Genomic DNA, 23,092 nt, shown 5'->3' on the forward strand with positions numbered 1-23,092 from the left:
TCAGATGTTCCAGCGCGGTGCGGTTTTCGCCAGGCGCTGGCGCATCTCGCCGATGTTGGACGCCAGTTGCCGGGTCAGCAGACGGTAACCGTCGAGCGGGCTGTAGACCGGCGCGTCGAGGCTGGCGTCCGGCAACTCCAGCGGGCGCCCAAGGCGCTGGGTCGCACCGGTTTTCAAGGCCCGGGCCATGCCGATCAGTTGCACACGGATCTGCCGGTGCTCGGCCTTCAAGGCCGATTGCAGGTGGGCCATCGCTTCAGGATCGCTGGTGTCCGGCCGGGTATTGCCGAGGATTTCAAGCGTGCTGATGCACATGCGCAGGTTGCGCTGGATCGCGTCCAGTTCGGTCATCGAAACCTTCACTTCCTTGGACACTGACGGCATCAACGAGCGCAGTTGCACCATCACGGTGTTCAACCGGCCCATCAGTTTCAGATGTTCATCGGCCGAAACCGGTTCACCGCTGATGATCCGCCCGTACACCGTGGCGCAATCGCGCAAGGCATCGGCCAGGTTGTAGCGCCACGAATACACCGCGTACAGCGGCAGGGCGAAGGAAAAGGCCAGGGCCAGGGCGATACCGATCAGGATATCGACCCCGCGCCACAGCCCGTCGGTGATTGGATTGTCGCCATGCCCGGCGACAATGAAAACGGTGATGGCCGAGAGCAGGGCGGTGTAGCCGCCCTTGCCGATGGCGTGATACGAGAAGAATCCGCACACCACCGCCATTGCAAAATAGGTCAGCCACGGCATGCCCAGCCACGCCTGTTGCGCCACCAGCAACAGACCGACGCCGGCGCCGATCAAGGTGCCGGTGGCGCGTTCGGCGGCTTTCTTGCCGATGTTGCCGTGGTGCTGCAAGCCGCCGATGACCACGAGCATGGTCACCGACGCCCATTCGCCGTGGGGCAGGTTGATGCCGGTGGTCAGCAGGATGGTCGCCAGCAACCCCAGCGCCACCCGCACCGCGTGAATCAACCGTGCGTGTCGGTAGCGACGGTAGGGGTCCAGCAGCGGCCGCAGGATCCGCCGCAACAGCGGCGGCCAGCGGTGGGGGCTGAAAGTGCTCAGCGTTTATTCCTCCTCAGAAGATGTAATCGGTGGCGATGAAGTTCGAATCCCGCCCGCGAATAATCTCGCTGATCAGGTCCTTGTTGGGCTCCTGGAACTTGGTCGCCACCAGGGTGCGGATCGAAAACACCCGCAGCGCATCGTGTACCGACAGCGTGCCTTCGGCGGAGTTCTTGCGCCCGTTGAACGGGTAGGTGTCCGGGCCCCGCTGGCACTGGGCATTCAGGTTGATCCGCCCGACCTGGTTGGCGAAGGTGTCGACCAGTCGGCCGACGGCCACCGGATTGGTGCCGAAGATGCTCAGTTGCTGGCCGAAGTCCGATTCCAGAACATAGTCGATCACGGTATCGAGATGACGGTACGGCACGATTGGCACCACCGGGCCAAATTGTTCTTCCTGATAGACACGCATCTGCGGCGTCACCGGGTACAGCACTGCCGGGTAGAAGAACGAGGCCCGTGCTTCACCGCCATTCGGGTTGACCACCTGGGCGCCTTTGCTGTGCGCGTCAGCCACCAGACTGTGCAGATAATCGACCTTGCCCGATTCCGGCAGCGGCGTCAGCGAAACCCCGCTGTCCCACGGCATGCCCGGTTTGAGGCTGGCCAGTTTCGCGTTGAATTTCTCGATGAAGCTTTCGACCACGTCTTCATGCACAAAAAGGATCTTCAACGCAGTGCAGCGCTGGCCGTTGAACGACAGCGAACCGGTGACCGCTTCGCTGACCGCGTTATCCAGATCCACCTCGGGCAGGACGATGCCGGGGTTCTTCGCATCCAGCCCCAATGCTGCACGCAGGCGGTGCGGTTTCGGGTGCAGTTTTTTCAGGTCGCTGGCGGCCTTGTTGGTGCCGATGAAGGCGAAGATGTCGATCTTGCCGCTGGCCATCAGCGCGCTGACGGTCTCGCGGCCGCTGCCGTAGATCACGTTGATCACGCCGGTGGGGAAGCTGTCGCGGAAGGCTTCGAGCAGTGGACGGATCAGCAGCACGCCGAGCTTGGCCGGTTTGAACACCACGGTGTTGCCCATGATCAGCGCTGGAATCAGCGTGGTGAAGGTTTCGTTCAGCGGATAGTTGTAAGGCCCCATGCACAGCGCCACGCCGAGCGGTACGCGGCGGATCTGGCCGAGGGTGTCCTGTTCCAGCTCGAAGCGGCTGGAGCGGCGGTCGAGTTCTTTCAGTGCGTTGATGGTATCGACGATGTAGTCGCAGGTGCGGTCGAACTCTTTCTCCGAGTCCTTGAGGTTCTTGCCGATTTCCCACATCAGCAGTTTCACCACGGCGTCGCGCTGTTGGCGCATGCGCCCGAGGAAGGCTTCGACGTGCTGGATGCGCTCGGCCACGCGCAGGGTCGGCCAGAGGCCCTGGCCACGGTCGTAGGCACGCACGGCGGCGTCGAGGGCGGTGAGGGCGGTGTCGGCGTCCAGCAGCGGCGTACTGCCGAGGATCACTTGTTCGTCGCCGTTGTCGCCGTGCAGATAGACCGGACTGCGCACGGTGGCGAGCGGGCCGTCCCAGCGGCGCAACTCGCCGTCGACCAGATATTCGCGTTGCTCGATCTGACCGTCGAGGCGGTATTTTTCCGGGATGTCGCTGACAGAAGGGAACAGATTGCCAAGGATGTTTGCTGTGGTCATGTCGCTACCCCGTAGAAGATGTCGGCGGGCCGATTGGAAAAGGCTTTACAGGTTATACGCCTGAATTCACTGAAATTTAAACCCGCAAATGTCACGGGAATGTCACGCGGGCATGAGCCCTGACTGGCCCCGGATGCCCCCCTCACTGTCCCGCAATGCCCTCAACCCGCGGCCGTCGCTGCCTTATGGTGTGATCACAACAATACGCAGCACCTCACGCGAGGATCTTTATGCGGGCATTCCGATTCACCTGGCTGCTGATGCTGGCCGTTGCACTGGCCGGTTGCGGCGAAGATGCCAAACCCCCGACCTCATCCGGCACCGCCCGTAGCGCCATGCCATCCGACCCGGCGCTGGCGCAGATCTACGCCAACAGCTGCCAGCTCTGCCACGCCAACCCCGCCGCGAATGCGCCGCTGACCGGTGACCGCAAGGCCTGGGAACCGCGCATCCGGCAGGGCACCGATACGCTGCTCGACCACGCCATCAATGGCTACAACGGCATGCCGCCGATGGGCCAGTGCGTCGAGTGTTCGGAAGAACAATTCCTTCAGTTGATCGGCTTCATGGCCGACCAGCCGCTTCCACAATAAGGATCCTGGCATGCCGATAGATCTGACACGCCGGCAGTTGTTGCAACGGGCAAGCATCGTCGGGGCGTTCAGCGCGCTGGCTTCCAATCCGGCGCTGGGCCAGTTGATGCGCGCACCGCGGCTGATTCCCTGGCGCAACTGGTCGGGCGGGCAAAGTTGCCTGCCGGCGGCGCGGGTGGCACCGAAGAATCTGGATGAATTGACCGCAGTCATCCAACAGGCCCCCGGCAAAATTCGCCCGGTCGGCTCGGCGCATTCCTTCAGCGCGCTGGTACCCACCGACGGCACGCTGCTGTCGCTGAGCTACTTCAACGGTCTGCTCGATCACGACCCGAAAACCCTGCAAGCCGAATTCGCCGCCGGCACGCCGATGTCGCGCATGGGCAGGCCGCTCAAGGACGTCGGCCAGGCTCTGCAAAACATGGCCGACATCGACTATCAAACCCTCGCCGGGGCCATTTCCACCTCAACCCACGGCACCGGCAAAACCTTCCAGTCCTACTCGGCTCACGTCTGCGGGATGCAACTGGTGACCGCCAGCGGCGAGGTGTTGGACTGCGACAGCCAACGCCATCCCGAAGTGTTCAACGCCGCCCGGGTATCCCTCGGCGCGCTGGGCGTGGCGACGAGAATTCGCCTGCAAAACCGCCCGGCCTATCGCCTGCGAGAAACCCAGTGGATCGCCAAAACCGAAGAGCTGCTGGAAGACCTGGACAAGAACACAAGCGAAAACCAACACTGGGAAATGCTCGTTGTCACCCATTCCGACTACGCCCTGTCCATCGCCCTCAACGAAACCACCGATCCAGCCACACCGCCGATCCCGCCCGAAGAGGAGGGCGGCAACGAGTTCGTGACGCTGATCGAGAAGATCGACAAATACGGCAGCGACTTCCCGAGCCTGCGCAGTTCGCTGCTCAACAACCTGCGGCATCTGGCGAGTTTCGAGGATCGGATCGGCGACTCGTTCGACATCTACGCCAACGTGCGCACCGTGCGCTTCAACGAAATGGAATATTCGGTGCCCGCCGAACACGGCCCGGCGTGTCTGCGCGAGATTCTCAAACTGATCCGCGACAAGGACCTGCGCACCTGGTTTCCCATCGAGTACCGCTACGTCAAGGCCGACGATATTCCGCTGAGCATGTTCGAGGGCCGCGACAGCTGTTCGATCTCGGTCCACCAGCATTACCAGATGGACCATCACAACTTCTTCGCCGCCGTCGAGCCGATCTTCTGGAAGTACAACGGCCGCCCGCACTGGGGCAAGTTGCACACGCTCAATGCCCGCACGTTGCAAACGCTCTATCCGCGCTGGCAGGAATTCATTCAGGTACGCCAGGCGCTAGACCCCAGCGGCAAGTTTCTCAACGGGCATCTGTCGTCGATTCTGGGGGTGAGCTGATGGCGGTCAATCGACGTAATTTCGTGCTCGGGACTTTGGGTGTTGGCGCTTTGCTGGTGGGGGTTGGCGCATGGCTGCGACCGGGGGATCGCGGCGGGCCTTACAGCGAATATTTCCGGGCGCTGAACAATGAACTCAAGACCAAAGGCCCGATGCGGCCGGTGTTGCTGATCGACCTGGATCGCCTCGATCACAACATTGATGTGGTCATGCGCTCGGTCAAACGTGGCGGCAAGCAACTGCGGCTGGTGGAAAAATCTCTGCCGTCACCGGGCCTGCTCAGCTACATCGGCCAGCGCGCCGGGACGCAGCGACTGATGTCGTTTCATCAGCCATTTCTCAACCACGATGCGGTCACCTTCCCGCAGTCGGACATCCTGCTCGGCAAGCCACTGCCGGTGCGCTCGGCAGAGCTGTTCTATCAAACCCACAAAGGTCCGTTCGATCCCGCGAAACAACTGCAATGGCTGCTCGACGGCCCCGAACGTCTGCAGCAATACTTTGCACTGGCTCAGGGATTGGGCACGCGGATGCGGATCAATATCGAGCTGGACGTCGGCCTGCACCGGGGCGGCGTCAGTGACCTTAACGTGCTCGGGCAGATGCTCGCGCTGATCGCCGCCAACCCGCAGCACCTGGAGTTTGCCGGGTTCATGGGCTACGACCCGTTCGTGGGCATGGGCGTGCCGGGGATTCTTGGTTCGCCCGAAGAACTGTTCGCCAAAGTGATGGTGATTTATCAGCGTTGTGTCGACTTCACCCGGCAACAGTACCCGGCGTTGTGGCATGACGGCCTGTGCCTGAACACTGCGGGGAGTCCGAGTTACCGCATGCATGAAAACGAGAGCCTGAGCAGCGAAGTGTCGGTGGGGACGGCGATGCTCAAGCCGACTCATTACGATCTGCCGTCACTGGTTGAACACGTACCAGCCACTTACATCGCGACGCCAGTATTGAAAAGCACGGGAGCGGTGAACATCCCGGCGCTGGACAACAAGTCCAAGCTGTTCTCGTGGTGGGACACCAACCAGCGCCAGACCTTCTTCATCTACGGCGGCAACTGGATGGCCGAGTTCGAATCGCCGCCGGGATTGCAGAGCAATGGTGTTTACGGCCGTAGCTCGAATCAGGAGATGGTCAATGGTTCGAATGCCGTTGGCTTGACCGTGGAGGATCAGGTGTTCCTGCGCCCGACCCAGACCGAGGCCGTCCTCCTGCAATTCGGTGACTTGCTGGCGGTGCGTGGTGGCAAGATCGTCGACATTTGGCCCGTCTACACCTGACGGAATGTTTTTCTGAAAAAAACCCATAACCCTGTGGGAGCGGGCTTGCTCGCGAAGGCGTCCCGTCAGCCACTCTCTAAGTGACAGACACACCGCTTTCGTCGGAGCGCCGCCCGGAGCAAGCCCGCTCCCACAAGGTTTTGTGGTGTCTGCAATTCCCCGATCAATTTCTGTAATGAAGCTTTTATGACAAAAGTTCGGTAGCACATCGCCAGTCCGGTCATGCCTATGTAACGCGCTTGAGGGGCCCTTTGGGCGCTTTTCACAAGCCGAGGCGGGACGCCGGGAGTGAGGCAATGGGGACTATGGAACGCTACTCGAAAGTGGGCATGCAGGAACTCGATCAACGCCTGTCGAAGATCGTCGAAGCCGCGCGCAAGAAGCCGGTTTCGGTGTATCGCTACGGCGCGCCGTGGGTCTGGATCGTGTCGCAGGATGACTGGCAGGGTGCCTTGAAAGAGGTCTCCAGCTACATTCCGTCGGGTCATTCGCTGGTGCTGTTGCGCCCGCAGATCGATGACCTGTTCGACGCTCACGGCGACCTCCTGCACGACCTCAATGCCCAACCCGGCATGCTGATCCCGGCGCAAACGGTGATGCATATTCTGCTCCTGCAACTGCTGTATTCGGTGCCCAGCGAGCAGCAGCTCTACGAACAACTCAATTACAACCTGCTGTTCCGCTGGTTCGTTGGCCTGGGCCTAAACCAGAAAGTCTGGAGCTTCAACGTCCTCAGTCGCGACATCGCCACGCTGCTCAACGAGCCGCGTGCGGTGCAGCTCATCCAGAAAATCATCGGCGAAGTGTTCTGCGGCGCGCTGCTGCAAATGCCCGAGTTCTCGTTGAACTTCGCGCTGCTGCACACCTGGCTGGGCAAGCACGCCTGCGCCCCGCAAGTCAGCAATTAACAGCGACCAGCAATTGACGCAACAGAGACGCCAACAGGTTCATCGCGAATTTCAGGGGGTAGTGTGGAGCAGATTTTCACGTCACGGCTGGCGCTGTGGGGCTGGCTGCTGGTGACGGCCGGCGTGCAGCCGGTGTTCGCCGATGAGGCCGAAAACGCAGCGGCGCAGCGTCTGGTGGACGTCAACGAATACTTTGTGCGTGGCAATACCGTGCTCGATGCGCGGGCGATCGAGGAAGCGGTGTACCCGTTCCTCGGCCCGCAAAAAGCCTTGAGCGACATTGAAGGCGCCCGCGATGCGTTGCAGAAGGCCTATCAGGAACGCGGCTACCAATCGGTGTTCGTCGAATTGCCGGAGCAGGCGGTGGCTGATGGCATCGTCTACCTGCAAGTCAGCGAAACCAAGGTCGGCCGGGTGCGGGTGGTCGGCGCCAAACACTATTCGCCGCTGGACATCCGCGACAACGTTCCGGCGCTGAAGGAAGGCGAGGTGCCGGACTTCGCCAAGGTTCAGGGTGAACTGGCGCAGCTCAACAAGACCCCGGGCCGGCAGGTGATGCCGCTGGTTCGCGAAGGTCAGCGCCCCGGCACCATGGACGTGGACTTGCAGGTCGAAGACCAGAACCCATGGACCGCCAGCGTGGGGCTGAACAACGACTACAGCGCCGACACCGAAAAGCTTCGTGCCGTCACCAGCCTCGGTTACAACAACCTCTGGCAACTCGGCCACAGCATCAACCTGACTTACTTCACCGCGCCGCAGGACACCGACAACGCCAAGGTCTGGTCCGGCTCCTACAGCGCGCCGCTGACCGACCGCTGGAGCGTGCAGTTCTCCGGTTATCAGTCCGACAGCAACGTCGCCACCATCGGCGGCAGCAACGTGCTCGGCAAGGGCCATTCCTATGGCGTAGCGGCGATCTACACGATCCCGTCCAGCGGCAACTGGTCGAACTCGCTGTCGGCCGGCATCGACTTCAAGGACTTCGACGAACGTCTGACCCTGTCCGGCGAGAGCGACCAGGTGCCGCTCAAGTACGCGCCGTTCACCTTCGCTTACAACGGCTTTCGCTACAGCGAAAAAAGCCAGTTAGGCCTGGGGCTGAGCCTGGTCGCGGCCACCCGCAGCCTCTTCGGTTACGGCAGCTCCGACGAAGAGTTCGACTACAAGCGCTACCGCGCCAAACCGAGTTTCGCCGTGCTCAAGGGCGACACCAGTTTCACCTGGACCTTCGACAGCGACTGGCAGAGCGCGAGCAAAGCCGCGTTCCAGCTGGCGTCGGGGCCGCTGGTCTCCAACGAACAATTCTCTGCCGGCGGCGCGACTTCGGTACGCGGTTATCTGGCCGCCGAGCGCACCGGTGATGACGGTGTGTTGTTCAGTCAGGAAGTCCGTACACCGTCGCTGGCCAAGTACACCGGCACCTGGATGCAGGACTGGCGTTTCTACGCCTTTGCCGAAGGCGCGCAACTGTACCTGCGCGACGAACTGCCGGACCAGGACGCCAGTTACGCCCTGGCCAGTGTCGGCCTCGGCACCCGCGCCAGCCTGAGCAAATGGCTGTCCGGCAGCCTCGACTGGGGCTACCCGTTACTCGAAGGGCCGAACACCTCGAAACAGGAATCGCGCCTGCACTTCAACCTTCAGGCCACTTTCTAACAAGGAGCACTTCCATGCAGCGCCTTTTCCTTTCGTTGTTGATCTGCCTGGGCTTTGTGCTCCCGGCCACGGCCCAGGCCTGGTGGCAGGACGACTGGCACTACCGCAAACAGATCGCCGTCGACACCACGCCGCAAGGCGCCGCGATCAATCAGGCCCTCGGCCGTACCGCGCTGCTGGTGCGCCTGCATACCGGCAACTTCACCTTCGACGGCGTGAAAGAGGACGGCTCGGACCTGCGCTTCGTCGCCGCCGACGACAAGACCGTGCTCAACCACCAGATCGAAAGCTTCGACGCGCTGATGGGCATGGCGCTGATCTGGGTCGATGTGCCGAATGTCGAGGGCGGTCAGCGTCAGGACATCTGGATGTATTACGGCAACCAGAAGGCCCCGGCCACCGGCAATGGCCAACTGACGTTCGATCCGAATTACACCGCGCTCTACCACTTCGACGGCGCCACCGGCACCCCGGCCAAAGACACCACCGCCTATGGCAACACCGCGCAGAGTGCGACCGGCGCCGCGATTGACGGCGTGGTAGGGCGTGCCTTGCAGTTCAGCGGTCAGCCGTTGCTGTTGCCGGCCAGTCCGTCGTTGCAGCACAACGCCGGCAGCGCGTTCACCTTCAGTGCCTGGCTGCGACTGGATCAGGCCAACGGCGAACAACTGATTCTGGCCCGCCGCGAAGGCGCCAACAGCCTGCTGGTCGGTGTGAGTCAGGGCGTGCCGTTCGTGGAGATCGACGGCCAGCGCGCTGTCGCCACCCAGCCGCTGAATCCGGGCCAATGGCAGCACGTCGCCCTGACCGCCGAAGGCGCAAAAGTGACGCTGTACATCAACGGTCGCGAAGGCGCGGCACTGGCCCAGGCGATGCCGGCGTTCAACTCGGTCATGGCTATCGGAGCGGATCTGCACGAGGGTCCTTTCCAGCCGTTCGTGGGCGCCATCGACGAACTGCGCCTGTCGAAAGTCGCCCGTCCGGCACCGCTGTTGCTGGCCGACGCCACTTCCCAGGGCGCCGAGTCGAAACTGGTCGCCTATGGCGTCGATGAAGAACAGTCCGGCTTCGGTTTCGGCAGCCTCGGCTTCCTGCTCAACGCGGTACCGGTAGACGCATGGGTGATCATCGCGGTGCTGGTGCTGATGATGTTCCAGTCGTGGATCATCATGCTGCGCAAGAACCGCACCCTCAGCCGCGTCACTGCCGCCAACGAAGACTTCCGCGTGCAATTCGCCAAGGTCGGCACACGACTGGAGATGTTCGCCAACGACACGCAACTCGCCCAGCGTTTGCAGCATTCGCCGCTGTGGCGCCTGTATCAAGTGGCAGTGAAAGAGATCCGCACCCGCCGCGAGCAGGGCGCCGACACCTCGTCGGTTTCGGCGGCGACCATCGAAGCGATCCGCTGCTCGATGGACGGCGTGCGCACCCGGGAAAACCAGCAACTGAGCTCGAAACTCTCGACCCTGTCCAACGCCATCGCTGGCGGCCCATATATCGGTCTGCTCGGCACCGTGCTGGGGATCATGGTGGTGTTCCTCGGCACGGCCATGGCCGGCGACGTCAACATCAACGCCATCGCGCCGGGTATGGCGGCCGCGTTGCTGGCCACCGCCATGGGTCTGTTCGTCGCGATCCCGGCGCTGTTTGGCTACAACCGCCTGATCACCCGCAACAAGGAAGTCAGCGCCGACATGCGCGTGTTCGTCGACGAGTTCATCACCCGGCTGGCGGAGATGCACGGCGAAGGCCAGTCCAGTGAAGCGGCGCATCAGCGCGGCCATCACGCCAACCACTCCGTACCGGCCTGAGGAGCACTGACATGGCGTCCGTAAATGCCTCCCACGACGATGACGAAGATGCCGCAGTGGACAGCATCAACATCACGCCACTGGTGGACGTGCTGATGGTGGTGCTGGTGATGTTCATCCTCACCGCCACCGCGCAGGTCTCCGGGATCCAGATCAACCTGCCCAAGGCCAGCGCCGCCGTGTCGCTGTCCGAGGCCAAGACCAAGGCGATTTCGGTCAACGACGGCGGCCAGGTGTTCCTCGACTCCTACCCGGTGACGTTGCCTGAACTGGAAGAGCGCCTGCGCATCGAGAAGGCGCAGAACCCGGACTTCCCGGTGATCGTGCGCGGCGACGCCACGGTGCAGTACCAGAAGGTTATCGAAGTGCTGGATCTGTTGCGCCGGCTCGAACTGTCCCAGGTCGGTCTCGTCACCGGCAAACCGACGCAGGGCTGAGTCATGACCGCACAGATGCCAATCGAGCCTTTGCCGGTGAAGAAGTCGCCACTGCGTTACGTGAAGTGGGGCGCCGGACTGCTGCTGGGCGCCATTGCGGCATTCCTGTTGTGGCAGTGGGCCAATGACATGAGCGGCATCCGCCGGGAAGCGCCGAAGGTGCCGACGATCATTCCGTTGCCGCCACCACCACCTCCGCCGCCGGAAAAACCGCCGGAACCGGAAACCCCGGTGGAAGAAAAAGTCGTCGAGCCGGAGCCGACACCCGAGCCACAGGAAGTGAAACCCGAGGAAGAAGCGCCGCCATCGCCGGCGGACGACCTGGCCAACCCGATGCAGATTGACGGCGACGCCCAGAGCGGCAGCGACGCCTTCAACATCGGCGCGGGCAAGGGCGGCGGCATGGCCGGGTCCGGCGGTGGGCGACTGGGCAACGGCACGTACAGCCAGTTCCTCGCGTTCACCTTCCAGAAGCTGCTGCGCGAGAACCCCGACCTGCGCAACCTCGCGTTTTCGCTGCAGGCCGATGTGTGGCTGAGCAGCGTCGGCGAGATCACCCGGGTCGAGCTGGTCAAGTCCAGCGGCAATCCCGAAATCGATACGCAAGTGCTCGCCGCGCTGCGCAATGCGCCTGCTTTAAGCGAACGGCCACCGGCCTCCATCACCTTGCCTGTGCGCATGTCCCTGCAAGGGCGGCGTCCGGGTTAACCGAATTCATAAAGCTGTATGAAAAGGAGTTGTGTGCAGATGATTTCCAACGTGAATCGATTGTCCCTGGCGGTCGGCATGGTCATCGCGACCCTGGTCGGTCAGGCCGCGGCAGCGCCAGCGCCCTCGGAGAACGCCACGATCAATCTGATCCGCTTGCTGGTCGAGCAGGGCATTCTGAAACAGGACAAGGCCGACGCACTGATCGCCCAGGCCCAGAACGAAGCGGCCCAGGCCAAGCAGGCCGCGGCGTCCACCGCTGTGGCCGCCGGGCCGGTCGCCGCACCGGGCGATGTGCGGGTGCAATACGTGCCGGCTGCGGTGCGCGATCAGATCCGTGATCAGGTCAAGGCTGAAGTCATGGCGACCGCCAAGCAGGAAAACTGGGCCGCGCCCAACACCTTCCCGGACTGGGCGTCGCGCATCAGCTTCGACGGCGACATTCGCCTGCGTGACGAATCGCGCTACTACTCGGGCAGCAACAGCAACGAAATCGTCGACTTCGCCAGGCTCAACAACAACGGCCCGTACGACGTGAACCCCAACAGCAGCACCGCGTTGCCGCCGTTGCTCAACACCCGTGAAGACCGCACCAACCTGTTTCGCCTGCGCGCGCGGCTGGGCATGAAAGCGGACATTTCGCCGCAATGGACCGCCGGCATCCGCATCGGCACCGGCTCGGACAACAACCCGGTGTCGACCACCCAAAACCTCGGCGGCGGTTTTGCCAAGAAAGACATCTGGCTCGATCAGGGTTACCTGACCTGGAAACCGTCGGATGAACTGACCCTGACCGGTGGCCGCTTCGCCAACCCGTTCATGTCTACCGACATGCTGTATTCCAACGACCTGAACTTCGATGGCGTGGCGGCGATTTTCGACCACAAGCTGAGCCGCGACTGGGGTGTGTTCGGTACCGTCGGCGCGTTCCCGGTGGATTACACCAACGACACCACCACCAGCAACGGCTTCGACAAGGAAGAAAGCGACAACAAATGGCTGTACGGCGCACAGGTCGGCGCCAAGTGGGCGATCAACAGCAACAACCGCTTGAAAGGCGCATTGGCCTATTACCGCTTCCAGGACATCCAGGGTGAGCGCTCCAGCCCCTGCGAACCCTGGGCCGGCGCACCGGGTTGCGACAGCGACGGCACGCGTGCGGCGTTCATGCAGAAGGGCAACAGTGTGTTCCTGCTGCGCGACATCACGCCGAACCCGCTTAACCCGACGACCACGCCGCAGCCGCAATTCGTTGGCCTCGCTTCCGAGTTCAACCTGCTGGACCTGAACCTGGTCTGGGATGCCGACCTGCCGGAAGACTTCAAACTGCGCAGCCAGGGCAACTACATCCACAACCTCGGCTACGACGAAGGCGATATGCGCAAGCGGTCGGCCGGGCAACTGGTCAACAACCTCGACAGCAACGGCAACATCGAAAGCGGTGCCAATGCGTGGATGGTGCAGTTCACCCTCGGCAATGCGCTGGACCTGAAGAAGCAGGGCGACTGGAACCTGTTCGCCGGCTACAAGTACATCCAGCCTGACGCCTTGCCGGACGGCTTCAACGACTCGTCGTTCCACCTCGGCGGCACTAACGCCAAAGGCTACATACTCGGTGGCAACTACGGTCTGGCGAAGAACGTCTACGCCACCGGTCGCTGGATGAGCACCGAAGCGGTGTATGGCGCGCCGTTCGACATCGACGTCTTGCAGCTCGAGATCAACACGCGCTTCTAAGGCGCCGGGAGAGGGATATGAACACTCGGTACTTTTTGCTCGGACTTGGATTGCTGGTCGCCAGCGGGGCCAGTGCCGAAGGCATGGAGGAGCGTCTGCGCACCCAGTTGCGCAGCACCACCCAGCAACTGCAAACCCTGCAAAGCCAGCAGGCCCAGGCCAGCGCCGCGCAACTGGCGGCGCAGAACGAAGCCAAGGCAGCCCAGGCGCAAATCAAGCAATTGACCGCCGAACTGGCCAAGGCCAAAGGCCTGGCCGAGCAGTTGGCCGGGCAGCAGCAAAGCCTGCACAGCCAGGCTCAGGCGCAGGTGGCGGCCAGCAACGAGCAGACCGGCAAATTCAAGAAAGCCTACGACGAGCTGTTGGTCATGGCCCGTGCCAAAGAGGCAGAACGGTCTAAGCTTCAAGCGCAATTGACTGAACGTGACACACAAGTGCAGCAATGTTCGGTCAAGAATCAGCAGATGTACGGCGTGGCCAAGCAGATTCTCGCCGCCTACGAAAACATCGATGTGGCCGAGGTGATGAAGATCCGCCAGCCCTTCGCCGGCAGCGCCCGGGTCAAGTTCGATGAATTGGCTCAGGGCTTCGGCGATGAACTGTACAAGACTCAATTCGATGCGCCGCAAGCTGCGATCGCGCACTGATTAAAAGACTCATAAACAAGGAAGAAGTCATGACTCAATTGATCTCCCATGTCTCCCCGCAATCCCTGACCGAAGTGCTCCAAGCCGCCGGTTACCGCGTCAACCAGACCGAACAGAACGGCATCGTCCAGTTGCTCAGCGCCAGTCAGGGCATCGGTTACGCCGTGCGTTTCGGCAACCCGGCGGTGGCGGAGCAGGGCAGCTATGTCGACTTCACCTTCAGCTGCGCCTTGCGCGTACAGGGTGAGTTGCCGGCCGGTGTGGCCGAGCAGTGGAACGCAACCCGCCGGTTTGCCCGGTTGTCGTTGCAGGGCGAGTTTCTGGTGATGGAAATGGACGTGGTGTTGGCCGCGGGCGTGAGCAGCGATTACCTGCGCGGCAACCTGGAATTGTGGGATCGCCTGCTTCAGGAATTCATCGTGTACCTGCGTGATTTCACCCAGAACGCTGCTGCCGCCCAGGCTCCAAAGGTTGAGCAAGAGGAAGTCGCGCTGTGACCAAACCTGCCATGGTAATCAGCGCCGCTGCGGTGGCGCTGTTGGTGGCGGCCGTGGCGCTGGTGGTGCGGCCGGGCAATGACCCGGTCGCCGCCCAGCAACCGGCGCCGGTCATTACGGCGAACAGTGGGCCTGCGGTGGCGCGGTTGGGCAATCAGCAGGTGTCGCCGGAGGAATTGCAGGCGCTGCTGGCCGCCGTACCGCCACAGACCCGCGAGCAACTGCGCGGTAATCGTGAGGCGCTGGAGCGCTGGATTCGTTCACGCCTGGCCGAAAAAGCCGTGCTCGAACAGGCCGATGCCCAAGGCTGGGCGCAGCGTCCGGACGTGCTTCGGCAGACCCGCGCCGCCACCGAACAGATCGTGTTTCGCGACTATTTGCAGTCGGTGAGCAAAGTGCCGGCGGACTATCCGAGCGCCGCCGAGTTGCAGCAGGCGTATGACGCGGGCAAGGCCAACTGGCAGACGCCGGCGCTGTATCGGGTCAGCCAGATCTTCCTTGGGGTGAATGAGCCGCAGAACCTTGAGGCCGTGCGCAAGCAGGCAACGGAGTTGAGCAAGAAAGCCCAGGCAACCCCGGCGGACTTTGCAGCACTGGCCAAGGAGTTTTCTCAGGATCGCCTGACTGCCGAACGCGGGGGCGATACTGGCCTTCAACCGTTGCAGCAACTGGTGCCGGAAGTGCGTGGTGCGGTGGCGCGACTCAAGGTTGGCGCGGTCTCCGATCCCGTTCAAAGCAGCGCCGGTTTCCACGTGATCAAACTCACCGAACAACAACCGGCCCGCACCGCGACCCTCGACGAGTTGCGCGATCAACTGACCCTGGCCTTGCGGGCACAGCGTCAGGAACAGATCGCCCAGGCCTATCTGGACGGCATGCTCAACACCGCGACGCTGAGCATTGACGGGGCCGAGCTCAATAAGGTGCTGGAGGAAAAACTGTAATTCAGGTCCACCTCTGAACCTTGTGGGAGCGGGCTTGCTCGCGAAGGGGCCATGCCAGACAACTTATTCGTTGAATGACACACCGCTTTCGTCGGAACGCCGCCCGGAGCAAGCCCGCTCCCACATTAGAGCCGTGACGTTTTCCAAAAATACAAAGATCGACAGGGAGTCATCGATGTCATTCACCGAACCCGCAGCACGACAGAGCAGCGCCGATTTCCGCTGGCCACAGGACAAGGAAGAACCCTGGCTGGCGCAAGCCGCGACCCTCGACGGCGACGTCGCGCAATACTTTCTGGTCAGCGCCCGTTGCGGCTGCTTCATGCAAGCCGCCCGCAGCCTCAACGTGCGCTCGACCTTGCTGCGCAAACAACTGGCGCAGCTCGAACAGCAACTGCAATGCGCGCTGTTCAGCTTTCAGGGCAGTGCCTTGACGCTGACCCGCGAAGGCCAGCAATTGCAGGCGCAACTGATCGCCCTGGCTCACGAGCGCAAACTTCCGGTGATCGAGCAACCCCTGATAAGACTGGCCGTCGCCGAATCGATCCTGCACGACATCCTCGGCCGCGACCTCATCGCACTGTTGCGCCGCAACGCCAGCGTGCGCCTGGAAATCATCGCCCTCGACAGCGAACTGGCCCTGCATGCGGTCAGCGCCGACATCGTGCTCTGGCTCGCCCACGGCGACAACCCGCATCCGGGCCCGACCTTCGCCACCAGCGAACCGCAACGCCTCGCGCAACTGGAATACCAGCCGCACATCGCCAAACGCTATTCCCGTGTCACTGCACGGCCAGAAAGTCCGGATGACCTCGCCGATTTCATGCTGGTGCAATGGCAGCATGACCGGCAGATCGACAGCTTCCGGCCGTGGAATGAGCTGGTCGAACAGCGGTTGGCCGGGGTGGTGCAGATGCAGTCTTACGAGCTGATGCTGGAGATGATTCGTTGCAGCGCGTGCATCGGGTTGCTGCCGATGTACATGAGCCGGTTTGATCGCGGGCTGGTGGCGTTGCCGGGGTTGTTTGGGGAGGCGATGCGGTTGCAGGCGTGGTTGGCGGTGAACAGTGAGTCGCAGAATGTCGGGGAGGTGCAGACCTTGGTGGAGTTGATTCAACGCACTTTCAATGAGCGGCAGGAGTGGTTCGAGTAAGTCTCGCCTGGATCAGTTGCGCCGGTTTACAGTGACCGGCCACGCACTGATCCAGGAGGGATCTATCATGCCTGAGCACAACCCCGCCATTCACCTCGAACGCTTCAGCGAGTCCCACGTCGAAGGCGTCACCGCGCTTTACAACGACCCGGCCGTGACCCGGCAGGTGTTGCAGATGCCGTTTCAGTCTGCCGAGATCTGGCGCCAACGGCTGATGCCCGAAAACGAACGGATGGTGAAGCTGGTGGCGCTGCATCAAGGTGCGGTGATCGGGCATCTCGGGCTGGAGGCTTTTTCGCGGATTCGCCGCAGCCATGCCGGCAGTGTCGGCATGGCCGTCGCGGTGGCGTGGCAGGGCAAGGGTGTCGGTTCGACGTTGTTGGCGGCGGCGCTGGAGATTGCGGACAACTGGATGAACCTGCACCGGGTCGAGCTTTCGGTGTACGCCGACAACGAAGCGGCCATTGGTCTCTATCGCAAGTTCGGCTTCGAAACCGAAGGCCTGTTCCGCGATTATGCGGTGCGTGACGGGCAATGGGTCGACACCCTGAGCATGGCGCGGTTGCGCAAGCGCTGACCTTTTGTCAGTCCATGGCCGAAGTGGCGATCGTGCAGGCAAATGACTTGCACGGTCGACCTCGGCATCTGCCATGCTCGACGTCCGCAGCACTGCTTCCTTGAAGGAACACCGCAATGGACGACGTACAGCAGCTGGGCGAAATGCTTCGCCACTATGCCGACAGCGAAGCGCACAAGAAGCAACTGTTCGAGACGCAATCGGCGACCTGGGCCTCACGGATTACCGAATTGTTCGGGCAGATTCAGCAATGGCTGGAGCCGGTGCAGGCGCCGGGTTTGCTGGAGGTGGGTCGGGAGGCTTATGTGGCGTTCGGGCCGAGCATTCCGGTTGAGACCTCAACCTTCAAGACTGAAAAACTGAGCATCGTGATCGCCGGCAAATCGGTGGAGTTCGTGCCGGATGTGATGGGCAGTGGCGGGCAGATTTCGCTGGCGGTGATGGGGCTGACGGCGGCGCGGTACGGGAGTGTTTCGTTGGTGGGGTTGCCGGGCGGGGAGTGGCAGTGGCGTAAGACCAACGGGTTGAAAGACCCGGATACCTTTGTTTTCGATGCGAATTTTCTCGCGCAGCAATTGCAGAGCCTGATTCCCCGAGACCGCACCTAAGATCAAAAGCTTACCCCCTCACCCCAGCCCTCTCCCCCAAGGGGGCGAGGGGGAAAGGGAGCAGATCTTCGTCGTTGTTGATATTGCATTCACCTTCGATATTTCAGGTCGGTGTATTTCGAGTAAACAACTCGGTCAGTCCCCTCTCCCTCCGGGAGAGGGCTAGGGTGAGGGGGGCTGCCCCTGACACACTTCACATCTCAAGATTGACCCACCCCGGCTGCGCCACCTCCGGCGCCACTGCCTTCACAGTCTTGCCAGTGGCCAACTCAACCCGCCGCGCCACCTCCGGATCATCGGCAAACGGCGTGAGACTCGCATCATCCAGGCTTTCAGCCGTTTCGTGGCGCAGGCAGTACTCCACTGACAGCCACAGAAACAGCACGCCCAATACATTCAAGACAATATCGAACATGACCAGCTCCCTTGATCAGGCGATCTGCGCTTCACGGTGGGCAATCGCAACATCCGCCACCCGCACCGTGCGCCATACGTTGTAGGCCATCAGCAACATGCCCGTCAGGAAGAACACCCCGCCGGCAAACCGTACGACAAACCCCGGATGGCTGGCCTGCAGCGCTTCAACGAACGAGTAGGTCAACGTGCCGTCCTCGTTGATCGCCCGCCACATCAGGCCCTGGGTAATCCCGTTGACCCACATCGACGCGATGTACAACACCGTGCCAATGGTCGCCAGCCAGAAGTGCAGGTTGATCAGCGGCGTGCTGTGCATGCGCTCGCGGCCAAAGACTTTGGGCACCATGTGATAGGTGGCGCCGAAGGTGATCATCGCCACCCAGCCCAACGCACCGGCATGCACGTGGCCGATGGTCCAGTCGGTGTAGTGGGAGAGGGCGTTGACCGTCTTGATCGCCATCATCGGACCTTCGAAGGTCGACATGCCGTAGAACGCCAGCGACAGGACGAGGAAGCGCAGGATCGGGTCAGTGCGCAACTGATGCCAGGCGCCCGAGAGGGTCATCATCCCGTTGATCATCCCGCCCCAGCTCGGGGCCAGCAGGATCAGCGACATCGCCATGCCCAGCGACTGCGCCCAGTCCGGCAGCGCGGTGTAGTGCAAATGGTGCGGGCCGGCCCAGATGTACAGGGTGATCAGCGCCCAGAAGTGCACGATCGACAACCGGTACGAGTACACCGGCCGATTCACTTGCTTGGGCACGAAGTAATACATCATCCCGAGGAACCCGGTGGTCAGGAAGAAACCCACCGCGTTGTGCCCGTACCACCATTGCACCATGGCGTCGGTGGCGCCGGAATACACCGGATAGGACTTGAACCAGTCCACCGGAATCGACAGGTGATTGACCACGTGCAGCATGGCAATCACCAGGATGAACGCACCGAAGAACCAGTTGCCGACGTAGATGTGTTTGGTCTTGCGTTGCACCACCGTGGTGAAGAACACGATGGCGTATGCAACCCAGACCACCGCCATCCACACTGCGCCGGAAAACTCGATCTCGGCGTATTCCTTGGTGGTGGTGTAGCCCATCGGCAGGGTGACCAGCATGATCACGATCACCGATTGCCAGCCCCAGAAGGTGAACGCGGCGAGTTTGTCCGAGTACAGCCGCACCTGGCAGGTACGCTGTACCGCGTAGTAACTGGCCGCGAATTGCGCACTGCCGGCGAAACCAAAAATCACCAGGCTGGTGTGCAACGGTCGCAAGCGGCCGAAGGTGGTCCACGGCAAGTCCAGATTCATGTCCGGCCATACCAGTTGCGAGGCGATCCATACCCCCATCGCCATGCCCACGACACCCCAGAAAACAGTCGCGATGACGAATTGGCGGACGACCTTGTAGTTATAAGCCTGTCCGATTGTTGCTGTGCTCATGGTCAGTTCATCCACGGTTGCAAAGTCTTGCCAGGCCACCCGGTCTGGCACGAGCTGCACTGTAGAAACCCCACCGGAAACAAAACAGGCTCAGGAATTGTTCATTTATGCGGATCAGATCCAGGCGCTGCCTGCGGCCATCTGCCGCGCCCTGATACGGTTTTTATGCGTTCAGGTGAATCTGTAACAGGCTGCGCTGCAACGTCATAGTGCTTTTACAAAACTGTGGGAGCGAGCAGGCTCGCTCCCACAGGAAATTCCTGACGAGGTAGTAGGCCGATGTATCAATACGATGATTACGACCGGGCGCTGGTGTTCGAGCGCGTTGCGCAGTTTCGCGATCAGGTCGAGCGCTTCATGGCCGGGGAGTTGAGCGAAGAAGAATTTCTGCCGCTGCGCCTGCAAAACGGCCTGTATATGCAAAAACACGCCTACATGCTGCGGGTGGCGATTCCCTACGGCACCCTGAGTGCCGAACAAATGCGCACCCTGGCGAGCATTGCCAGTGACTACGATCGTGGCTATGGCCACTTCACCACCCGGCAGAACATGCAGTTCAACTGGATCGAACTGCACGAAGTGCCGGACATTCTCGAACGTCTGGCGCAGGTCAACATGCATGCGATCCAGACCTCGGGCAACTGTGTGCGCAACATCACCACCGAAGCCTTCGCCGGAGTGGCGGCAGACGAGATGATCGACCCGCGTCCGCTGGCCGAGATCCTGCGGCAATGGTCGACGATCAACCCGGAATTCCTGTTCCTGCCGCGCAAGTTCAAGATCGCCATCTGCTCGGCGAAGCAGGATCGCGCGGCGATCATGATGCATGACATCGGCCTGTACCTTTACCCCGGTCATGACGGGCAGATGTTGCTGCGAGTGATTGTCGGCGGGGGGCTGGGGCGTACGCCGATCCTCGGTCTGCAGATCCGCGACGGCCTGCCTTGGCAGCACTTGCTGTCCTACGTCGAGGCGGTGTTGCGGGTCTACAACCGCCACGGCCGGCGCGACAACAAGTACAAGGCGCGGATCAAGATTCTGGTCAAGGCGCTGGGAATTGAAGCGTTTGCCAAAGAAGTCGAAGAAGAATGGCAACACCTCAAGGACGGCCCGGCGCAACTGACCGAGGATGAATACCTGCGGGTTGCCAGTGCTTTTGTGCCGCCGAACTATCGCACGCTGGCGGGTACCGATCTGGATTTCGGCACGCACCTGGCCGACAACCCGGCGTTCGCCCGCTGGGTCGCGCGCAACGTGCAACCGCATAAAATGCCGGGCTACACCAGCGTGGTGCTGTCGACCAAACCGGGCCTGGCTTCACCGCCGGGGGATGTGACCGGTTTGCAGATGCTGGCGGTGGCCGACTGGTCCGAGCGTTTCGGTTTCGGCGAGATTCGCATCGCCCACGAGCAGAACATCGTACTGCCGGATGTGCCCAAGTCCGAGCTGTTCGCGCTGTGGCAACTGGCGAAAGAGCAGGGCCTGGGCGCCGCCAACGTCGGCCTGTTGACCGACATCATTGCCTGCCCCGGCGGCGATTTCTGTGCGCTGGCCAATGCCAAGTCGATCCCGATTGCCCAGGCGATTCAGGCGCGTTTCGACAACCTCGATTACCTGCATGATCTGGGCGACATCAGCCTGAACATCTCCGGCTGCATGAACGCCTGCGGCCATCATCACATCGGCAACATCGGGATCCTGGGCGTCGATAAAAACGGCAGCGAGTGGTACCAGATCACCCTCGGCGGCGCCCAGGGCAAAAACAGTGCACTGGGCAAAGTCATCGGCCCGTCGTTCAGCGCCGACGAGGTGCCACAGGTGATCGAGCGGATCATTGGCACTTTCGTGCGTTATCGCGAGGCGGAAGAGCTGTTCGTCGATACCGTGGCGCGCATCGGGCTGGAGCCATTCAAGGAGCGGGTTTACCCGAAAGCCCTGGAGGTATCGGCATGAACAATCTGCTGCGGATGGAGGAGTGCGGGGCGCGGATTGTGCTGGATGATCCGTGGACGCTGATCCGCTCGCCTGAAATAGAGTCCGGCGCCGGAATGTTGATTCTGCCGCTGGCCCACTGGCTCGAATCCCCCTCGCGCCATGCGGTCTGGCTGGGCCCGGACGACGGCGTTGAAAGCCTGTTGCCGTGGCTGGCATCGCTGCCGCTGATCGCCCTCGACTTCCCGAGCTTTCGCGACGGCCGCGCTTACAGCCAGGCCTACCTGTTGCGCAGTCGTTTCGGCTGGAAAGGCGAGTTGCGGGCCATTGGCGATGTGCTGCGTGATCAGTTGAGCCACATGCGCCAGTGCGGTTTTGACAGCTTTGCGGTGCGCGAGGACAAATCCGCCGAGGATGCGCTCAAGGGACTGGCGGGAATGAGCGTGTTGTACGGGCGCTCGGTGATCGAGCCGCGGCCGTTGTTTCGGCGCAGGTGACGCAGGGGAAACCCTTAGAACCCTGATGAATCGGGGATTTTTCCTTGGGTCGATGCTGGCCTTTTGGTAGAGTCCCCGTCGCCAGCGGGTTTTCGGCTGGACGACGGAACGAAGAAGGGAGTCTGATCAGTGGGTCCGGGCAAAAAGATTCTGGGCCTCACCGCGTTGCTGTTGATGCTGACGCTGTGGGCCGGTTACATCTATGTGTTCAACGAAAACCGCGGCGGCCAGCTTGGCGGTGTCGGCGAAAGCACCGCATGGTGCGGCACGCCGCCGAACACGGAAGCGGCGCTGCTGGGCAAGGATCAACTGACCCTGCGCATCACCAACAACCTGCGCGGCGAATTCATGCTCAGCGGTGCGGTGGTGGTGTCCGAGCGCACCTTCAACCGCTATGACCTGGGTCGCAACGAACTGCGTCTGCGCCTGGAACCGTTGCAGTGGACGTACGGCGTCACGCCGATCTTCCTTGAGCAAGTGAAAGTCCTGCCCCTGAGCCGCAACCTCGCTTCGACCGACAAAAGCGCCTTCGCCCAGCTCGAATCGCGCCCGATCGGCGTTCACGGCCGGGTCACCGAGTTCCCTTTCGACACCTATCGCTACGGCTACAAACCGGTGCTGTATTACCTCAAGGGTAACGAGCGCATCGACCTGCGCTTCAAGAACATCACCACGCTGATGGAGATGTCCAACACCTTCACGCCGATCCAGAAGTACAACCGCGCCGACTACATCAACGAGAAAAACTCGGTGGTCCGCGACGAAGACTACAAAGCCTACGGCCACCACGAGTGCGCGTTCAGCGTCGAGCGTAAAGGTTCGTTCAAGGTGGTGGTGCTGCTGATGTTGCTGGTGTTGTGCCTGCCGTTGTTGCTGGTGTTCTACCGCGACGAGCCGGGAATCGACTTCCTGGCCACGCTGGTTGGAATCGGCGTGGTGCGCACAGTGCTGGTGGGGCCGGTGCAGGATTTCCAGCTGTACAACATCGACTTCCTGTTCGGCGCGGCGCTGTTGCTGGTGGGCACCGTGTCGCTGATCAAGGCGATGCGGCTCAACAGCCGGCGGGAGATGGCGTTGCGCAGCGGGGAAACGTCGACCTGGTGAATCTGATCTGAATCGGGT

General features: G+C 61.8%; 22 protein-coding genes. 18 read left to right on the top strand and 4 right to left on the bottom strand.

The genetic code is table 11. The features are described from left to right. Positions 1–1,041 (bottom strand): FUSC family protein, encoded by a 1,041-nt coding sequence (locus tag NE357_RS13150; RefSeq protein ID WP_169432634.1) that lies wholly within the window; start codon positions 1,039–1,041, stop codon positions 1–3. Positions 1,042–1,087: 46 nt separating this feature from the next. Next, positions 1,088–2,713 (bottom strand): NADP-dependent glyceraldehyde-3-phosphate dehydrogenase, encoded by a 1,626-nt coding sequence (locus tag NE357_RS13155; protein WP_169430216.1) that lies wholly within the window; start codon positions 2,711–2,713, stop codon positions 1,088–1,090. A 230-nt stretch (positions 2,714–2,943) separates the two neighbouring features. Between NE357_RS13155 and NE357_RS13160 the strand changes: the two genes are divergently transcribed. The 15 genes from NE357_RS13160 (at position 2,944) to NE357_RS13230 (ending at position 17,683) form a co-directional block, all read left to right on the top strand. Next, the gene (locus NE357_RS13160) at positions 2,944–3,306 is read left to right on the top strand and encodes a c-type cytochrome (RefSeq protein WP_169430217.1); all 363 of its coding nucleotides are present in this window, start codon (positions 2,944–2,946) and stop codon (positions 3,304–3,306) included. Between the two features lie 76 nt (positions 3,307–3,382). Beyond that, positions 3,383–4,711 (top strand): D-arabinono-1,4-lactone oxidase, encoded by a 1,329-nt coding sequence (locus NE357_RS13165; RefSeq protein WP_169432635.1) that lies wholly within the window; start codon positions 3,383–3,385, stop codon positions 4,709–4,711. A 74-nt stretch (positions 4,712–4,785) separates the two neighbouring features. After that, positions 4,786–5,994 carry a DSD1 family PLP-dependent enzyme gene (locus NE357_RS13170; protein WP_169432636.1) on the top strand — a complete coding sequence of 403 codons (1,209 nt, stop codon included), beginning with the start codon at positions 4,786–4,788 and terminating at the stop codon, positions 5,992–5,994. 296 nt (positions 5,995–6,290) lie between these two features. After that, a complete protein-coding gene (locus NE357_RS13175; RefSeq protein WP_169430218.1) occupies positions 6,291–6,902 on the top strand; it encodes a transposase in 612 nt (203 codons plus the stop codon). Between the two features lie 63 nt (positions 6,903–6,965). Beyond that, complete coding sequence (locus NE357_RS13180) at positions 6,966–8,561, top strand: ShlB/FhaC/HecB family hemolysin secretion/activation protein (RefSeq protein WP_169430219.1); 1,596 nt, start codon at positions 6,966–6,968, stop codon at positions 8,559–8,561. Positions 8,562–8,575: 14 nt separating this feature from the next. Then, the gene (locus NE357_RS13185) at positions 8,576–10,375 is read left to right on the top strand and encodes a DUF2341 domain-containing protein (protein WP_169430220.1); all 1,800 of its coding nucleotides are present in this window, start codon (positions 8,576–8,578) and stop codon (positions 10,373–10,375) included. Positions 10,376–10,386: 11 nt separating this feature from the next. Then, positions 10,387–10,812 (top strand): ExbD/TolR family protein, encoded by a 426-nt coding sequence (locus NE357_RS13190; RefSeq protein WP_169430221.1) that lies wholly within the window; start codon positions 10,387–10,389, stop codon positions 10,810–10,812. 3 nt (positions 10,813–10,815) lie between these two features. Next, on the top strand, positions 10,816–11,520 hold the full coding sequence (locus tag NE357_RS13195) for an energy transducer TonB family protein (RefSeq protein ID WP_169430222.1): 705 nt from the start codon (positions 10,816–10,818) through the stop codon (positions 11,518–11,520). A gap of 39 nt (positions 11,521–11,559) precedes the next feature. After that, positions 11,560–13,257, top strand: coding sequence for a putative porin (locus NE357_RS13200; protein WP_169430223.1), 1,698 nt, complete (start codon positions 11,560–11,562; stop codon positions 13,255–13,257). 17 nt (positions 13,258–13,274) lie between these two features. Then, a complete protein-coding gene (locus NE357_RS13205; protein WP_169430224.1) occupies positions 13,275–13,904 on the top strand; it encodes a DNA repair protein in 630 nt (209 codons plus the stop codon). A 29-nt stretch (positions 13,905–13,933) separates the two neighbouring features. Further along, entirely contained in the window at positions 13,934–14,401 is a 468-nt protein-coding gene (locus tag NE357_RS13210; protein ID WP_169430225.1) for a YbjN domain-containing protein, read from the top strand. Positions 14,402–14,412: 11 nt separating this feature from the next. Next, entirely contained in the window at positions 14,413–15,345 is a 933-nt protein-coding gene (locus NE357_RS13215; protein ID WP_432760328.1) for a peptidylprolyl isomerase, read from the top strand. 175 nt (positions 15,346–15,520) lie between these two features. Then, positions 15,521–16,498 carry a LysR family transcriptional regulator gene (locus NE357_RS13220; RefSeq protein ID WP_169430227.1) on the top strand — a complete coding sequence of 326 codons (978 nt, stop codon included), beginning with the start codon at positions 15,521–15,523 and terminating at the stop codon, positions 16,496–16,498. A gap of 67 nt (positions 16,499–16,565) precedes the next feature. Beyond that, a complete protein-coding gene (locus NE357_RS13225; protein WP_169430228.1) occupies positions 16,566–17,075 on the top strand; it encodes a GNAT family N-acetyltransferase in 510 nt (169 codons plus the stop codon). Positions 17,076–17,191: 116 nt separating this feature from the next. Then, positions 17,192–17,683, top strand: coding sequence for a hypothetical protein (locus NE357_RS13230; RefSeq protein WP_445576632.1), 492 nt, complete (start codon positions 17,192–17,194; stop codon positions 17,681–17,683). 193 nt (positions 17,684–17,876) lie between these two features. Here NE357_RS13230 and NE357_RS13235 read toward each other — a convergent pair whose 3' ends face one another. Both NE357_RS13235 and ccoN read right to left on the bottom strand, forming a co-directional pair. After that, a complete protein-coding gene (locus tag NE357_RS13235) occupies positions 17,877–18,098 on the bottom strand; it encodes a cbb3-type cytochrome c oxidase subunit 3 (RefSeq protein WP_169430229.1) in 222 nt (73 codons plus the stop codon). A 15-nt stretch (positions 18,099–18,113) separates the two neighbouring features. Continuing rightward, positions 18,114–19,541: a cytochrome-c oxidase, cbb3-type subunit I gene (gene ccoN, locus NE357_RS13240; RefSeq protein ID WP_134826679.1), complete on the bottom strand. Its 1,428-nt coding sequence runs from the start codon at positions 19,539–19,541 to the stop codon at positions 18,114–18,116. A gap of 279 nt (positions 19,542–19,820) precedes the next feature. Between ccoN and NE357_RS13245 the strand changes: the two genes are divergently transcribed. From NE357_RS13245 to NE357_RS13255, 3 genes are all read left to right on the top strand, one after another. Next, the gene (locus NE357_RS13245) at positions 19,821–21,494 is read left to right on the top strand and encodes a nitrite/sulfite reductase (RefSeq protein WP_169430230.1); all 1,674 of its coding nucleotides are present in this window, start codon (positions 19,821–19,823) and stop codon (positions 21,492–21,494) included. After that, on the top strand, positions 21,491–21,970 hold the full coding sequence (locus NE357_RS13250; RefSeq protein WP_169430231.1) for a DUF934 domain-containing protein: 480 nt from the start codon (positions 21,491–21,493) through the stop codon (positions 21,968–21,970). Before NE357_RS13245 ends, NE357_RS13250 begins: the two co-directional genes overlap by 4 nt. A 129-nt stretch (positions 21,971–22,099) precedes the next feature. Continuing rightward, positions 22,100–23,074 (top strand): hypothetical protein, encoded by a 975-nt coding sequence (locus NE357_RS13255; RefSeq protein ID WP_169430232.1) that lies wholly within the window; start codon positions 22,100–22,102, stop codon positions 23,072–23,074. Positions 23,075–23,092 lie beyond the last annotated feature (18 nt).

It is taken from the genome of Pseudomonas sp. G7(2022) (assembly GCF_052660475.1).

Bases quoted from the DNA above. Each gene is read 5' to 3' on its own strand.
- NE357_RS13155 (WP_169430216.1), bottom strand. From the start codon at position 2,713: ATGACCACAGCAAACATCCTTGGCAATCTGTTCCCTTCTGTCAGCGAC.
- NE357_RS13160 (WP_169430217.1), top strand. From the start codon at position 2,944: ATGCGGGCATTCCGATTCACCTGGCTGCTGATGCTGGCCGTTGCACTG.
- NE357_RS13175 (WP_169430218.1), top strand. From the start codon at position 6,291: ATGGGGACTATGGAACGCTACTCGAAAGTGGGCATGCAGGAACTCGAT.
- NE357_RS13185 (WP_169430220.1), top strand. From the start codon at position 8,576: ATGCAGCGCCTTTTCCTTTCGTTGTTGATCTGCCTGGGCTTTGTGCTC.
- NE357_RS13190 (WP_169430221.1), top strand. From the start codon at position 10,387: ATGGCGTCCGTAAATGCCTCCCACGACGATGACGAAGATGCCGCAGTG.
- NE357_RS13195 (WP_169430222.1), top strand. From the start codon at position 10,816: ATGACCGCACAGATGCCAATCGAGCCTTTGCCGGTGAAGAAGTCGCCA.
- NE357_RS13200 (WP_169430223.1), top strand. From the start codon at position 11,560: ATGATTTCCAACGTGAATCGATTGTCCCTGGCGGTCGGCATGGTCATC.
- NE357_RS13205 (WP_169430224.1), top strand. From the start codon at position 13,275: ATGAACACTCGGTACTTTTTGCTCGGACTTGGATTGCTGGTCGCCAGC.
- NE357_RS13210 (WP_169430225.1), top strand. From the start codon at position 13,934: ATGACTCAATTGATCTCCCATGTCTCCCCGCAATCCCTGACCGAAGTG.
- NE357_RS13215 (WP_432760328.1), top strand. From the start codon at position 14,413: ATGGTAATCAGCGCCGCTGCGGTGGCGCTGTTGGTGGCGGCCGTGGCG.
- NE357_RS13220 (WP_169430227.1), top strand. From the start codon at position 15,521: ATGTCATTCACCGAACCCGCAGCACGACAGAGCAGCGCCGATTTCCGC.
- NE357_RS13225 (WP_169430228.1), top strand. From the start codon at position 16,566: ATGCCTGAGCACAACCCCGCCATTCACCTCGAACGCTTCAGCGAGTCC.
- NE357_RS13230 (WP_445576632.1), top strand. From the start codon at position 17,192: ATGGACGACGTACAGCAGCTGGGCGAAATGCTTCGCCACTATGCCGAC.
- NE357_RS13235 (WP_169430229.1), bottom strand. From the start codon at position 18,098: ATGTTCGATATTGTCTTGAATGTATTGGGCGTGCTGTTTCTGTGGCTG.
- ccoN (WP_134826679.1), bottom strand. From the start codon at position 19,541: ATGAGCACAGCAACAATCGGACAGGCTTATAACTACAAGGTCGTCCGC.
- NE357_RS13245 (WP_169430230.1), top strand. From the start codon at position 19,821: ATGTATCAATACGATGATTACGACCGGGCGCTGGTGTTCGAGCGCGTT.
- NE357_RS13250 (WP_169430231.1), top strand. From the start codon at position 21,491: ATGAACAATCTGCTGCGGATGGAGGAGTGCGGGGCGCGGATTGTGCTG.